Raw genomic sequence first — 15,011 nt, 5'->3', positions numbered from 1 at the left:
TGGATTAGGTTGACGGTAACTGTTCCTTCAAATACAGAGAAAAAGCTTCTTCCGATAAAGGACGCGCATAGTAATACCCCTGACCGATGTGACAGCCGACGGATTTAAGATACAAGTGCTGCGCCTCGTTTTCGACACCTTCTGCGATCATCGTCAGACCAATCGTTTGTCCCATTGCGATGATATGTGGGAGTAAAGCAGCGCCACCCGTTGTTTCCGGACAATCGTCTACGAATGATTTATCAATCTTCAGCGCATGAACTGGCAGTTGATGCAGGATGGATAAAGAAGAGAAACCGGTTCCGAAGTCATCGATGGCACAGTGAATTCCCTGATCGCGCAACGAATGTAACACCTTGCTGCTATCTGTGACGTCTTGTAAGACGCTCTCGGTAATTTCGAGTTCCAGATAAGCTGGAGATAAGTTCGTCTCAGACAAGGTCTCTTCAATCATGTTTAGGAAATGTTGATCCTTGAACTGGGGAACGGAGATGTTGACGGCGACGATTAGCGGATAGCCTTGCTCATGCCAGTCAAATGTCCTGCGGCATGCCGTCTTTAGAATCCAGCGTCCGAGAGCGATGATATGACCGCTCTCTTCAGCGATTGAGATGAATTCGACGGGAGAAATCAAACCAAAGACTGGATGATGCCAGCGAACGAGTGCTTCCATACCGATCGGACGGTTCGTCATCAGATCGACTTTTGGCTGATATACCAGTTGGAATTGATCGTTCTCGATCGCTGCCGGCATATCCATTTCTAGCTGGATCTTCCGATTGAACCATTGATGGAGTCGTTCATCATACCGGACGCAGTGCATCGGTCCTTGTTGTTTCGCTTGAAGAAGTGCCGTATCAAGACAAGGAAGAATGTCCTGGTGCAAGGAAGTGTCTTCGATGAGACAACTACTAGCATGGATGGTGACTTGAATCGAATATCCGCGAATTCGGAACGGGCGCTCGAATTGGTGTAATAAAGCCTGTTCAAGAGCGGTCAACGAATCATTTGTCGCATATGGAAGGATGAGCGCGAACTCATCCCCACCGATTCGGTAGATTTCCAGGTCATCGTGACGCAACAGCCGAAGTCGATTCGCGGTCTCGACCAACACACGATCTCCCGTCGCATGCCCCAGCGTATCATTGACGATCGTCAAACGATGTAAATCAAGCGAGACGGCCGCAAAAGAACGCGGTAAGTCGTTCGTAAGCCGTTCGATGAAGTGTTGCCGATTCGCGAGCTGTGTCAGCGAATCGTGGTAAGCGATGAATGAGACTTCGTTTAGCAATCGATTGTTGCTACGTAACGTAAAGATTTGCCGACCAAGAACAAGAAAGAATAAGAGCAGCCAACCGCTCGATAGAATATTGAGGTACCAGTCATAAGTCGATAAGACGAACCCTGTCAGTAAACCGATGCTGACATAAGGCAAGATGAAATCGCGTTCCGTTACCGTTCGCTGAGAACGAAAGAGTCGTTCTTGTTGCGGATGCTGTCTTCCTTCTAAATGACCACTCCATCCGATGGACAGAAGCGCGATGACCCAGAAAACATCGACGAGATGTTCAAGAAACGGACTGTTGTTAAACGTAAAGACGGTAAGCATGACATCACCGCACACTAGAAACAAAAAACCAACGACGAGAAAACAGTGATGCGGTTTTCCTTGGTTATAACGAACATGGTAATACAAAATCGCACTGAAAAAGAGGAGTAACACATCAGCAATGAGAAATCCGAAGGTGGAGATCGTTCGCTCGAGCGAGGGATTCAGGATTTCAAAATAGGGTTGCAATAAATAATAGTCGCTCATGACGAAAGCCGTCGTCATGAACACGACTAAATTGAAGATGTAGTTCTTATTCGTGAAGTTCAATCCGATGCTACGCATCTTCGTGATTAGCGCTAAGACATAGCTGAAATAAGACGAACACCAAAGAATGGTCGAAGCAATCGGTGCATCGACCCGTCCGTCTGTCAATTGAAGGAACAGCCATAGACCATTCCCGAGGACGTGTAATAGAAGACCCGCGAACAAGAAACTTAGAAAACGGAGGTGTGGATTGCGCTGTTCAATGCGTGCGCGAATCATCCAATAGGCGGCAATCAGACCCGCCATCATATGAAAGACGTTGATTCCAATCAAGTGTGCCCATTCTTCAGCAGGTCCAAAACGAATCCAACCATAGAAAACCAGGAATACAGGAAAGACGATGAAAGAGAAGTAACGCCACATGAGTTGAACGGACCTCCTTAAGTTAAAAAGCGAGAAGTGTTATATAGATATCGGTCAAATTTTCCATTTTTTGAAGGGTGCTTATCTAGAATGGTTGAGGAAATGGGCGAGTGTCGCACATTAAAAGTACCAATCATGACGGGAAATTCCATATGAAAATTTGGATTTTCGAATGATAGCCATTCAAATGTCAATTATAGGTGACGATAAAGAAAATGAAGTCCATCTATGAATTAGGGAGAGAAGCATATGAAATGGTTCGCAAAATCAGCATCACCGTCCTTCGATGCGCGCATCGAAGGCGAACGCGCTCATGTCGTGTTGAATGTTCCGACATCCTTACATGAACAATTACGTTTAATCGGTCTAGAAGCAGTCGATTTACAAATTGTCCGGGTCATCCGCGAAGATGTATCCCGTTGGATGCCGAGCATGGTCGACGCGTTCTACGAGGAGCTGGTTCGTGTTCCGTCACTCCGGCATTTGATTGAACAGCATTCGACGCTCGAACGATTGAAAGGCACTCTCGCTCGGCACATCCTACAAATGTTCGATGGTCAGGTGACGATGGACTACATCGAAGCCCGGCACCGGATCGCTGAACGGCATGTTCAAATCGGGCTGCATAATAAATGGTATATCGCCGCCTTCCAAAAAGTCTGGAACGTCCTCAGTGAACAGATTGACGGCAGTGATTGGCCGGAAGTAGAACGTGTCCGGATCATGCGGGCAGCGGGGAAACTCTTTAACCTTGAACAACAAATCGTCATGACGATGTATGAGGATCAAATCGATGAGGAACGCCAAGCGATCGCGACAGCCAAACGGCACGTCGGAGATGGCGTTCAAAAATCAACGGAAGAACTTGCTGCGATGAGTGAAGAGTCGTCAGCGAACTTCCAAGAGATTGAACGGCACGCCAAACACGTCTCGACGACGACAGACGCAATTTCAATCCAGTTGACGGAAGCGGTCAGTGAAGCAGAAGCAGGTGTCGTCCTCGTCGAAGAGGAGACACGTCGCTTTGAACATGTCGTTGCAGATTTATCACGGACGACCGAACAAGTCGCTGAACTGTCTCGTCTGTCGCAGGAAATCGAGCGAATCGCTGGGATGGTGACGACTATTTCTGATCAGACGAACCTTCTCAGCTTGAACGCCTCGATCGAAGCGGCGCGTGCCGGGGAGATGGGGCGCGGATTTACTGTCGTGGCGCAAGAAATTCGGAAACTCGCTGAAGAGAGTAAACAGTCGGCAACCGAGACGTCGCGGATCGCCCAAGAAATCACGCAAAAGATGCTCGTCGTCTCAGAGCGGATGGGAACGACGGAGACGGCGGTCGTCCGAACGACGACGGAGATGCAACAAGTCGTCCGTGCCTTCTCACGGATTTCGGAACAGACGGATGCGGTCTCGCGGCAAATTCATGAACTATCGACCGATACGAAGGATGTCGCAGGAACGATCGAAGGTATGCGTAAGATTGCAGAAGCGATTGCTGAGACAGCGGATGACTTACAAGAAGTCGCCGCGACCCTCTGATTTAGTCCTCCTTTCCATGTGAAAGGAGGACTTTTTTGACGTTTTATGGAAAAATAAAGTTGGAGGTGTGAAAGGTTTATGGTGCAGAGTCTATTATTGATTGTTTTATGCTTTTTCGCTTTGATCGGACATTACCTGACGACAGGGGAACTTGCTCCACGTGAGTTTTATGGATTACTTGGTTAAACGGGCGTCGCTTTCTTGATCGGTGGAGTCGAATGGTGGCAAATCCGGCGTGATTTGCGTTATCGTGGACGAGAGGCAGGGGTGTCCCGTTCGCTTAGTGGACCGGGCGACCCAAAAGACGAATACGGTTTTTCTCGCGCATGAACAATGGCTGACGTTCTCACGACGTTATGCCACGTGGTGGCAGGCGATCCTTGTGCGCTTCAAGAAGTTTGAATCGTTTTTCCTCGATGTAACGTTCGACGGAGAAGGAACCCGTCTTCAAATTAAAGAAACGAGAACGGATCGGCTTCGCAATACGACACATTTCGTGATTCGTAAAGATGGACGTGACGTCGGTACAATCCGTACCGATCCGGCACTTCGTCAGCAATTGCGACTACAAGAAGTCTCACTCGTCTCGTATGCCGGTCAGGAGTATCAAATTCGTTCCTCGACAGTCAAAAGAAAGATCGGCATTTATCAAAACGGGGACTGCATTACGACGGGTTCACGACACCGGGCGCAACTTGACTTTGATTGTGAGGCGAATATACGTCTATTAGCTGTCGCAAGCATGATCGTCTTTCGACTTGTTTATTCAAAATGATTTTATTTCAAATACCTCATTGTAATAAAAATAAAATGAATCGGTTTCAAGGGAGTACGGCATTACATACTAAACGGCTCCGATTACGAAAAATCCGACTGGCTGATACGGAAGTGATGTTTAGAATGGATTATCGGACAATTGTGTCATACGTCATTTGATCAAGGGACCACACGAGATGATGGCGCAAACGAAGGCACGCGTAACGGAAATCCTAACTTCTTATGATGAAGACACTTTTTGCTAATGGGGGATGAAAGAAAATCGCAGTGGTATGTTGATTAATGTCATCGATCTATTCGCTTTCGAGGCGACAACGGTTATAGTATCGGATACGACTAGTGGAACAATGGAAATGGTAGCGAGGCATTAGCTGCAGTCCTTGCCTTTGGTTTTCAAGAAATGCTCCTTTATAAGGTTTCAGTCGCCCATAATATCGATAAAGCTCCAGGAGGAATCATGCAGAAGGTCGGTATGATTCAAGAAGGACTGTATGGGTGATGATTCGCAATGCGACTGGAAAATATAAGGATTGTGCAGTCGATGGGCTGCTTCATGAAACTTATGATCTAAAAAAGAACGAATAACGAATGAGGTGTGGTACATTGCAAGAAATGACACTGTATCGGAATTTTAACGAACTGGCAGATGATGTATTGGAATTAGCGAAAGAGATTCTACCTGATCAATTGTTGTATTTAACGACGATCGAAGAAAACCAACAGATGATTTTACGACTCTCAAATGATCATCAACGAATCGAGATTCGAGCAGGACAAGTGTTCGAGATGGAAAAGACACTTTGTCGTCACATCAATTTCGAACAGAATGAACCCATCTGGTATGAGTCCATCAGCGATGACGAGCGCTTAGAAGATATGCAGGACGCATTAAAAGCGTTACAGATCGAGTCCTATCTCGGGATTCCGATCAGCTTAACGAATGGTCAAACCTTTGGTGCGTTGTGCGCTGTCCATAATGAAGCAAGTCAATTCGAAGAGAAGAGCATTCAACTCCTCCAACGGATCGCGAAACTGTTTTCGTATTACCTTGAGCTCGTACAGTTTGCTTGGAAGGACACGCTAACACAATTGTATAACCGGCGTTATTTGACGAGACAGTGGGAAACGGAACAGCAACATTCCGGTGCGCTGTTTTATCTTGATCTCGACGGATTCAAGCAAGTGAACGACGTGTATGGGCATGTGACCGGCGACAAAGTCTTGGTCGATGTCGCGAAACGACTACTGGATAGTACACGTTCTTATGAAGACGCGTTTTCTGTCCGGATCGGGGGAGACGAGTTCTTGATTCGTTTCACCCATCAGAAGACGAAAAAGGAGTACGAACGAATTGCGCAGCAGCTCCTTCAGAAACTTGGAACATGGCAGACGCCATACGCTGTCTCGACCAGCATCGGGATCGTGCTATTTGATGATGAAACCATTAAGCTAAAAACGATCATTCAACAGGCAGACCGTGCGTTATATGCCGCAAAAAAAGACGGTAAGAATACGTTTCGTTTTGCGGATGCTGTCTCACATCGCGTCCAATAATCAACGAAAAAACGCGATGTTTCCTCACAAGGAGGAGCATCGCGTTTTCAATTAACCGGTCTTTCGAATCGATTCGAACAAGCGTCCCTTATAGACATCAGCGATCGTATTGAGGAACGTCTCGCTCAGTTTTTTCGGGAAGAACGGTTTTGCATAGACATACTGGTAGGCTTTCTTCAAATCATCCCATTGTGTACACGGTTCGGTTTGACGGAACCTTGCGACATCGATGATCCGTGCTCCATTTGCCGTTAATAAAATATTGCGTAGATGAATATCTGATGGATTAAGACCTACGGCGCGTGCTTCTGCTAGCGCTGCATCGACAGTCGTCAAGACGGATTCTGGAATATAGGTCCCGCTGACGAGGCATTCGAATAACGTTTGTCCTTCGATGTATTCGAGCACAAGGTAATCGGGTCCATATTCGAACATCCTCGCATACGTCGAAAACATCGTCAGTTGTTCATAAATGCCACCTTCTAACTCAGCGAGAGGACGAAATGACGGATAGAACTTCTTGATGACGCGGTCGGTGCCACGAACCCGGAATACATAGGCGCTACGACCGGTGCCGATCCAGTCGAGCTCTTTTGGGAGATGTTCGATCGTACAGACCGGTCCCGTTTCTTTCAACTGAATCAACTCGGCTAACTCAGCGTCTGTCTTCACTGTTGCCACTTCCTTTCGCTCTGCTTGATCGTATGTTCATTATACGCTCGTCTGACGGGAAAAGTTTCAAAAATCATTCGTGTGTGAAAGTTTTGAACATTTTGTGATATGCTAAAAATGCTACACTGTTACATACTTCAAGGGGGTCTATAATCATGTCAACGACACAACAATGGCGCGACCATTTTGATGGTCTTCGCGCATACGAAGAAGCCGTCGCATTACTATACTGGGATATGCGGACATACATGCCGGATCAAGGTGCAGCGAACCGTTCCGCTTCGATCGGATTCCTCTCAACAGAGAGCTTCCGTCGCCGGACAGGAAAAACGTACCAACAATTACTGGCAGCGATGGAGCAAGAGACGCTGACGGGCATCGAAGCGATCTCGTTCGCGAAAGCAAAAGAAGCATTCGATCGCGACTCGAAGATTCCAGAAGCCGAGTATCAAACGTTCATCACGTTGATTTCGGAAGCCGAGAGTGTCTGGGAAAAGGCGAAGGACGCGAATGATTGGTCGATGTTTGAACCATATCTCGAGAAAATCGTCGCGATGGAACGCCAGTTTGTTGAGTATTGGGGTTATGACGCGCACCCGTATGACGCGCTCCTGCATGACTATGAGCCAGGGATGACGGTCGCAACACTCGATCCATTGTTTGCGGAACTTCGTCAAGCAATCATTGGTTTGCTCAGTCAACTCGAAGGAAAAGACTTCCCGACGCTTGATTGGTCAGCGGACCGCGAGACACAGATCGCCTTGAATCAAGAATGGCTGCGCGATATCGGTTATGACTTCACGTCCGGTCGATTGGATGAGACGGTTCACCCGTTCCAAACGACGATCAACCGGAAGGATGCGCGGATCACGACGAAATATGATGAGAACGACTACCGGAACTCCGTCTTCGGCACGATGCATGAAGCCGGACACGCGACGTATGAGCAAGGTATCGAACCGGAACTCGATTCACTTGGTCTCGGTGAAGGTGCTTCGATGGGGATCCACGAATCACAATCACTGTTCTTCGAGAATTTCATCGGACGTAATCAAGGCTTCTTATCAGCACGTTATCACGGTCTACAACAAGCAATCCCGTCGCTTGCTGATGTCCCGTTTGAACGCTTCTATGCAGCGGTCAACGAAGTCAAGCCGTCACTCATTCGGATCGAAGCCGATGAATTGACATATGCCCTTCATATCATCATTCGGTATGAGCTTGAAAAGCGCCTGATGACGAAAGAACTCGAAGTGAAGGATCTCCCGCAAGAATGGAACCGTCTCTATAAAGAGTATCTCGGCGTCGATGTCCCGAGTGACGATAAAGGCGTCTTACAAGACGTCCACTGGTCAGGAGGCTCGTTCGGTTACTTCCCAAGTTACGCGCTTGGTCTCGTCTACGCGGCACAATTGAACGAAGCGCTTCGTCGTGACGTCGAAAACGTCGATGGTCTGATTGCAGCTGGTACACTCGCACCGATCAAAAGCTGGCTGAAAGAGAACATTCACCGTCACGGGAAATCGAAGACACCGGCTGAACTGATCGAAGCAGCAACGGGTCAATCGATCTCGGTCGCACCCCTCGTCAACTACTTGACGAAGAAATACACGCGTGTCGTCGAGGCACTCTGATGTTATGGTTTGCACACCGCGGTGTCAGTGACAGTTTTCCGGAGAACACGCTCGAAGCAATCGCCGCTGCGATCGAAGACGACGTCGATGGTGTCGAGTTCGATGTCCATTTCTCAAAGGATGGTGTTGGTGTCATCATTCATGACGAGACTGTCAACCGGACGACGAATGGGACAGGGCGTGTGATTGACATGACGGTCGCTGAACTGCAAGCACTCGATGCTGGAGCACGATTCAAAGGGGAAGCGATCAAGACGAAGATTCCGACGCTTGACGAAGTACTCGCAATCCTCGCACCAGCGACACTGCGGCTCAACATCGAGCTGAAGACGGATACGATTCGCTATGATGGCATTGAAGCGTATGTCCTCGAGCGTTGCGCGGCGCACGGCATTGCGACGGATCGGTTGTTGTTCAGTTCGTTCAACCATTATTCGGTTGCTCTGATTCGCAAGCTTGACCCGAGCGTCGAGACGGCGATTCTGTATCCGTATCCTATCTATCATCCGGAAGAACAAGCCCTCCGGATCGGTGCGACAGGGATTCATCCCGATTACCGACGCGTGACGGAGGCGGATGTCGCGTTCGCTCACGCAAAAGACGTCACGGTTCGGGTCTATACCCCGAAGACGATCGACGATGTCCATCAGATGCAAACGATCGGTGTTGACGCCGTCATCGTCAATGATCCAAAAGGAATGCGCGACACACTCGAAGGATGAGGAGGGGAAGGGATGCGCAAGGAATACGTATTCGTCATCAGTTTGTCGCTCGTCGCTTTATTCATCGGTCTCCAGCTCGGCTTTGCCCGCTTGCAGGAACCAAAACCGAAGCAAGTGACGACGACACCGATGCGTCCTGCGGATTATGAGGCAGGACTTGCATCAGCGAAACGTGAATTGAAGCAGATTCAGCGCTTCACCTTGAAAAGCACCCTTCCTGCTAATGGAACGACGGTGACTTGGATCTATGAGACCCCATCCGATGAACGGATTGCGGTCGATTGGTACTATGTTGAGAGTTACCCGGAAGCTCAAGTCCAGATGACACGTAATGAGACGTCCCGGATCATCTCGTATGAACGCTACTTGATCGTCATCCGACCAATATACGGGACGGTCGTTGATAGTGAACTAGAACAGTTCGCGCTCCGCTTTACAGGTTATTTCACGACACAACAATAGGGGGAAAACGATGTCAGGTAAAATCATTCTCTTGATTGGTGGATCGGGCAGCGGAAAGTCTTCCCTAATCAAACGTCTGCGGACGGAATACGCACACGTCCGGTTCATCCCGTCAGTGACGACACGACCGAAACGTCCGACGGAAATTGATGGAGCAAGCTATCACTTCGTCGACGTCAAGACGTTCCAGCAACTGATCCAAGAGGACGGGTTCATCGAATACGCCCATGTTCATCGCGCGTGGTACGGAACACCACGGCAAGCGTATGTCGATGTCCTCGAACAGGATCAAATCGTCATCAAGGACATCGATCCAAAAGGAGCAGCAAACTTTAAACGTCTGTTTGGTGACCAAGTCATTACGATCTTCGTCTCGGTCCCACCCGATTTGATGAAGGAGCGATTGTTGATGCGCGGTGATACACCGGAGTTCGAAGCGCGACTCGTCGATTACGAGGAAGCGTGGAAAGACCGCGATCACTACGATTATATGATCGAAAACATCGATTTCGAAACGGCGTATGCCGATCTGCTTGAGATCATTGCCAGCTATATCCCACAGGCATGACGAAGAGGACGCAAGTAAGCGTCCTCTTTTTGTCTTCAGAAAGGAGTCTTCATGCTACCAGATCATCCATTACTGACCGATATCGATAGCGTTAGACGGCTTGCCGGACGCTCGCACCAAGCCGTCTGGTTCGTCAAGACGGCAACAACACACTACATCGTCAAGGTCGTGACGGACCCATTAAGTCGTCAGTTTGAACGAGAGGCGGCTTTAATGGTACCAGAACAAAAGGGGATTTCTCACGCCTTACCGCTAGCGACCGGACGGACTGCGACGACCGCGTACGGCATTTATCCATACCTACCCGGACGAACCGTCCGAAGCGTGCTTCTCGAGTCACCGGAATTAGCCCCTCGACTCGGTCAGGAGGCAGGGCGAGCGTTGAAATGCATTCATGACGTGATAGCACCGAGCGGGACGGCGGCGTGGAAGGAACGTTGTCAGGCGAAACATGACCGCTATCGCGCAGCGGTTGATGGGTTGCTTGAGCCAGAATGGATCGAGCGACTCGATCGGTTCATCCATTTAAGACATTCACTGTTAGCTGAGCGTCCGAATCAACTGCAACATGACGATGTCCATCTTGATAATCTTCTTGTTGAGAATGGACATCTCTGTGCCTTCCTCGATTACGGGAACCATGATTACGGCGATCCGTGGCATGACTTCGTCAAATGTGGGTTGTTTCAAGTCGAGACGAGTCCCGTCTTTGCCCGTCACATGATCGATGGATACTTCGAGAGCGAAGTACCGTCTAACTTTTGGCAAATCTACAGCCTCTATATGGCGATGGTCGTCTTCTCGGCTCTCGTCTGGGCAAAACGGTTCGATGTAGACGGATTGGAGGCAATGCAACGACGCGTTCAGCGGATCATCCGAGACCACGATGGATTTCAGTGTGAAACACCGCTTTGGTATGAGAGGCAAAATCATGACTAAAAAAATGGATTCGTCTCTCACTTGAAGAGAAACGAATCCATTTTTTTGAGTGGACCTTTAAATGAAAAGGAAGATTACCATTCGAATCCTTCTTCACTATACTTGCCGTTCGAATTGAAGAACCGTTCTTCAGTTTTACCGTTTACCGTATTCGTATAAATTACGTAGACGTCGAGATGATCATTTTGATCCGCCATCTTCTTAGCGGCTTTCTTAGCATCCGCTTCAGTCGTATATGTTTCTGACTTACTTGCCTTACCATGTTTTTCTTGCCCTTGTTCTTCATAACCTTCTACTGTCCATACTTTTTTTGATGACATCATTAACTTCCTTTCCTGCCAAAAGCGAGTCCGCTTGGCTGTTACATTATGCTGTGCGAACCAATCCTTCGTCAACTGTTGCTTTATTCCGTGTCGATCTCGTCCAAATGATCGGCATAATAACGGAGTGCCCGGTTAAATGTCTGAATCGAGGCGTCCGACGACGTCGCAGCAAGACTCTTGAGTAACCGACCGACAGCCTGATTGACTTGACCGAGGTTGTACTCCGTCATCGCGAGGAATGCTTGTAAGGCGTGGGCGTCTGGAAACTCAAGCAACGCGCTTCGGAAAACGCTTGATGCTTCTTTGAACTGACCGATGACGCGGTATGTACTTCCGAGCCCGATATGAGCTTGCAAGCGGTCCTCACCAGCAAGACCGAGCGCAAGTGCTTGTTCATAGTAGGGGACAGCAGCCTGTTCCTCACCAAGACTATCATGACACCAAGCCATCTGATAGAGGACCGTCGGATCGTTAGGGGCTGTTTCGACATACTGACGGACGAGTTCCTTTGCTGCTTCATACTGCCCTGTCTTTCGTAAGTGTTGCACTGATTCGAAATCAAACATCGTGTTTCCTCCTAATCGATTACTAAAAAACGGATCCGATCGCTTTTGACCGGATCCGTTCCATCGAACAGCTTAGACTGTTTTTTCAAGCTTCGTTAAGAGCGAACGGAACAACTCCAGTTCCTGATCCGAGAAGTCTTCAAAGACGTCTGCAAGGTAATCCATCTTCATCGACTCGAGTTTTTCGTAAAGCTCAATGCCTTTCGGTGTTGCCCGCAGTTCGACGACGCGACGATCGAGCTCGCTCCGCTCACGTGAGATCAACTCTTTTTTCGTCAATTCGTCTGCCAGAGCCGTAATCATGCTTGCTGAAAATTGGAACTCTTGCGAGAGCGCTGAAGCAATTTGAGGACTGTTCGCACAAAGTGATTTTAAGATGAAGAACTCGTTACGTGTCAAGTAAGTCGTAAACATGCTACGCACGTCCTTTTTGATCGCGCGGTAGTTCATCCGTAATCCTTTTTCCGTATCAACGATCAACTGATCGCGTTGTGCTACTTCTAGTGTAGTTGCCATGTATCCTTCACTCTTTCTATACCGTAGTTTCTTTCACTCGTGATTTAGTATAGTGAAAAATTTTAGTTTAATCAATATTTTTCTCTTGAATCATCTGACTCGACGACACGGGCGACGATTTCTTCGACGTTGCGTAACTCCGGATAGAAACGGCGGAAGAAGTAGTCAATGCGGTGCGTATCTTCACCAGCGATCGTCAATGCCATACAGATATAGGCGATCCCGATTCCTTGACGAGGCAGGAATGGATTCGGCATGACCTTTGCACAACGTAAGGCGAGCGTACTATGTGTCGAGACCGCTTCAATCAGTTCACCGTACGTCCGGATATCGACGTAATGGAACATTCGGATCAGTTCGTTGATCAACTGTTGATCGGAATCGAGCATCATTTGTGACGTGACGAGACGTTTGTCGAGTTCGCTGATGACGGGGGAGTGGTCGATGAAGTAATTCAAGTTATCTGCTGTGATCCGGACTTGATGCGGATCAGACAAGATTTGTTGGACCGTCTCGTCTTCGAATTGTTTCAATTGCTTCTTGATGTTGACGAACTCCTGATCGGCGATCTCTAGAAGTCCTGCCACCCGACTGAAGCTACGCCGGACTTCTGCCGGGACGCTGTTCGGATTTTTATATCCAAGATCATGCTCGATCTCGGCCCACGCATGTTGGAGGATCGAGCGGATCTGAATCTCTGCCGTATAGTCCTTGAAACGTCCATACTCGCTCAAGGCAAGCCGCTGTTCACTGAGTGACGCAACGAAGTGGACCGAGAGGTAACCAAATTCCGTCGTATCAAGCAAGGTCGACTTATCGACCGATTGATCGCGATCGATCGCGAACTCATTCTCGATGATGCGTGCCGCTTCCCGGACATCGTCATGGAAATAGGTGACGATCCGGATCCCGGTCAAGTCATGGACGTCCTTGAGCGAACGGTATTTATTCGGTTGCCGTAAGACCTTTTGATACAGGCTCTCGGAGTCTTTCGTCCGGGCGACGATTGAGTGGTATTTGATGCCTGCCGCGTCTAACAGCTCGGACAAGAGCATCTTCAACTTGTCGGCGTAGGCATCGTATTCTTCCTTATCGTTGACATATTCGAGCATCATCGTATTTAAATCTTGTGATTGCACCGTTTCGCACCTTCCTCATCCTGTAGTCATCTAGCCATATTGTAGCACTCTGCTTCGTTAAACGCACAGCAAGACCCTGTTTGAAGCAGTACGATTCGTGGGAAAAAGACAAGTAGTACGTGTCCGGGAGGAGATTAATCATGGAAATAGTGGATGCCCGTGCTTTACCCGCCGATCATATGGATGTCTTGCATGTCACACCATCGTCGATCTATTTTCGACGTCGTCTCGATGACGCCCGTTACCACATCAGTCGGTATGATCTTGAAGATCAAGAACAAGTCGATCTGACGCAGCAGGCTTTGACGGATCACGGACCAACTCGTCCGTTTGTTCGTCATGGAAAGGTCTATTGTCTGAATGAACATACGCAAGAGCAAGGCGGGGAGACGGAAGTGCTCGTCCTCGATCTCTTGTCCGGGAAACGCGAGCAGATTGCGTCGTTTTATGTCGAAGGGGATTTGACGCTCTACTGGGTACTCAATGACAACTATCTCGTATTCTTGCAGACGACGGATACGACGTCCGCGTTTTTGTATGACGTCAAGGACGAATCACGGCAGACGATTCGCGATCCACGGCTCTACGGGATGACGGAGAATTACCGGGAACTCTATTTCTTTCTCGTCACGCTCGAAGACAAGGAGTACATCGTCTGTAACGCTCGGCTCGATGAGTTCTCGTTCTATGACGCCCTTGAAAGTGGTGTCATCTCACCAGAAGATCCGATTGATCACTCCGAAAGTCTGTTGATCGCACCACTGTCGACCTTGATTGAGGAGATTGAACAAGGTGTCGAACATTTATCATTTGCGACACTACTGAAATTAGATGGGGAAGGGGACACCGTCCAATATCTCGGGGAACAAGAAGGGCATCTTATCTTCAGTGCCTATACCGATCGTCTGAACGAAGAAATCTTTTACCGGATCGATACGGAAGCGAGTGTCGAAGAGGTCGCCCGGATCCAGTGGAGTGACTATGAACCGCTCGATTTCACTTACGATGACGTTGAGTCGACGATCTTCATCGTTAATGACCGTTCCGAGCACCATCATGAAGTAATCAACTTACGCAACGGTGCCCGATTCCTTGATAAAGAACCGTTCGAACGTGTCTTACGCGGACGTTTCTATCTACACGAAGCGATTGGAGACAACGCGGAACCGATGGTCACCGTCTATGATGCAGAACACAATGAACGCTATCGGTTCGAGGATGCCTATTATGTCACTGTGTCCGGGGAACTTGTCATCTTATCAGTCCATCAACTATAAAAAGGTGGGACTGACTCAAAAAAAGAATGACGCGTCACACGCTACTCCTACAGAAAAAGTGCATCTTTGCGCTGTCAGAGA

Annotated in this window: 15 protein-coding genes; 9 read left to right on the top strand and 6 right to left on the bottom strand. The window is 48.5% G+C overall.

The window, feature by feature from the left end; all coding sequences use genetic code 11:
* Positions 1-4 precede the first annotated feature (4 nt).
* Positions 5-2,239, bottom strand: coding sequence for a putative bifunctional diguanylate cyclase/phosphodiesterase (locus B4C70_RS02800; protein WP_290776876.1), 2,235 nt, complete (start codon positions 2,237-2,239; stop codon positions 5-7).
* A gap of 249 nt (positions 2,240-2,488) precedes the next feature.
* On the opposite strand from B4C70_RS02800, the gene B4C70_RS02795 reads away from it, so the two are divergent.
* The 3 genes from B4C70_RS02795 (at position 2,489) to B4C70_RS02785 (ending at position 6,112) form a co-directional block, all read left to right on the top strand.
* The gene (locus B4C70_RS02795) at positions 2,489-3,781 is read left to right on the top strand and encodes a globin-coupled sensor protein (protein ID WP_290776875.1); all 1,293 of its coding nucleotides are present in this window, start codon (positions 2,489-2,491) and stop codon (positions 3,779-3,781) included.
* Between the two features lie 235 nt (positions 3,782-4,016).
* On the top strand, positions 4,017-4,556 hold the full coding sequence (locus B4C70_RS02790) for a hypothetical protein (RefSeq protein WP_290776874.1): 540 nt from the start codon (positions 4,017-4,019) through the stop codon (positions 4,554-4,556).
* Between the two features lie 614 nt (positions 4,557-5,170).
* Positions 5,171-6,112: a sensor domain-containing diguanylate cyclase gene (locus tag B4C70_RS02785; RefSeq protein WP_290776897.1), complete on the top strand. Its 942-nt coding sequence runs from the start codon at positions 5,171-5,173 to the stop codon at positions 6,110-6,112.
* A 51-nt stretch (positions 6,113-6,163) separates the two neighbouring features.
* Here B4C70_RS02785 and B4C70_RS02780 read toward each other — a convergent pair whose 3' ends face one another.
* Positions 6,164-6,784 carry a serine/threonine protein kinase gene (locus B4C70_RS02780; RefSeq protein ID WP_290776873.1) on the bottom strand — a complete coding sequence of 207 codons (621 nt, stop codon included), beginning with the start codon at positions 6,782-6,784 and terminating at the stop codon, positions 6,164-6,166.
* A 155-nt stretch (positions 6,785-6,939) separates the two neighbouring features.
* Here B4C70_RS02780 and B4C70_RS02775 point away from each other — a divergent pair, with 155 nt between their 5' ends.
* From B4C70_RS02775 to B4C70_RS02755, 5 genes are read left to right on the top strand one after another with little or no spacing between them, the layout of a single operon-like run.
* Positions 6,940-8,418 carry a carboxypeptidase M32 gene (locus B4C70_RS02775; protein ID WP_290750307.1) on the top strand — a complete coding sequence of 493 codons (1,479 nt, stop codon included), beginning with the start codon at positions 6,940-6,942 and terminating at the stop codon, positions 8,416-8,418.
* Positions 8,418-9,140, top strand: coding sequence for a glycerophosphodiester phosphodiesterase (locus B4C70_RS02770; RefSeq protein ID WP_290776872.1), 723 nt, complete (start codon positions 8,418-8,420; stop codon positions 9,138-9,140). Before B4C70_RS02775 ends, B4C70_RS02770 begins: the two co-directional genes overlap by 1 nt.
* A gap of 12 nt (positions 9,141-9,152) precedes the next feature.
* Positions 9,153-9,602, top strand: a complete 450-nt coding sequence (locus B4C70_RS02765; protein ID WP_290776871.1) for a hypothetical protein — start codon at positions 9,153-9,155, stop codon at positions 9,600-9,602.
* A 10-nt stretch (positions 9,603-9,612) separates the two neighbouring features.
* On the top strand, positions 9,613-10,170 hold the full coding sequence (locus B4C70_RS02760) for a guanylate kinase (protein WP_214853717.1): 558 nt from the start codon (positions 9,613-9,615) through the stop codon (positions 10,168-10,170).
* Between the two features lie 51 nt (positions 10,171-10,221).
* Complete coding sequence (locus B4C70_RS02755; RefSeq protein ID WP_290776870.1) at positions 10,222-11,109, top strand: aminoglycoside phosphotransferase family protein; 888 nt, start codon at positions 10,222-10,224, stop codon at positions 11,107-11,109.
* 74 nt (positions 11,110-11,183) lie between these two features.
* On the opposite strand, the gene B4C70_RS02750 is transcribed toward B4C70_RS02755, so the two are convergent.
* The 4 genes from B4C70_RS02750 to B4C70_RS02735 form a co-directional block, all read right to left on the bottom strand.
* A complete protein-coding gene (locus tag B4C70_RS02750) occupies positions 11,184-11,432 on the bottom strand; it encodes a hypothetical protein (protein ID WP_231496855.1) in 249 nt (82 codons plus the stop codon).
* Between the two features lie 80 nt (positions 11,433-11,512).
* Positions 11,513-11,998: a tetratricopeptide repeat protein gene (locus tag B4C70_RS02745; RefSeq protein ID WP_290776869.1), complete on the bottom strand. Its 486-nt coding sequence runs from the start codon at positions 11,996-11,998 to the stop codon at positions 11,513-11,515.
* Between the two features lie 72 nt (positions 11,999-12,070).
* Positions 12,071-12,514 carry a MarR family winged helix-turn-helix transcriptional regulator gene (locus B4C70_RS02740; protein ID WP_035397402.1) on the bottom strand — a complete coding sequence of 148 codons (444 nt, stop codon included), beginning with the start codon at positions 12,512-12,514 and terminating at the stop codon, positions 12,071-12,073.
* Positions 12,515-12,585: 71 nt separating this feature from the next.
* The gene (locus B4C70_RS02735) at positions 12,586-13,653 is read right to left on the bottom strand and encodes a GTP pyrophosphokinase (RefSeq protein WP_290776868.1); all 1,068 of its coding nucleotides are present in this window, start codon (positions 13,651-13,653) and stop codon (positions 12,586-12,588) included.
* A gap of 140 nt (positions 13,654-13,793) precedes the next feature.
* Here B4C70_RS02735 and B4C70_RS02730 point away from each other — a divergent pair, with 140 nt between their 5' ends.
* Entirely contained in the window at positions 13,794-14,930 is a 1,137-nt protein-coding gene (locus B4C70_RS02730; RefSeq protein ID WP_290776867.1) for a Six-bladed beta-propeller, TolB-like protein, read from the top strand.
* Positions 14,931-15,011 lie beyond the last annotated feature (81 nt).

Origin of the sequence: Exiguobacterium sp. UBA5002 (genome assembly GCF_002396765.1) — a bacterium.
Taxonomy (GTDB): Bacteria; Bacillota; Bacilli; order Exiguobacteriales; family Exiguobacteriaceae; genus Exiguobacterium_A.
This window is presented reverse-complemented; position numbering and strand designations above follow the sequence as displayed.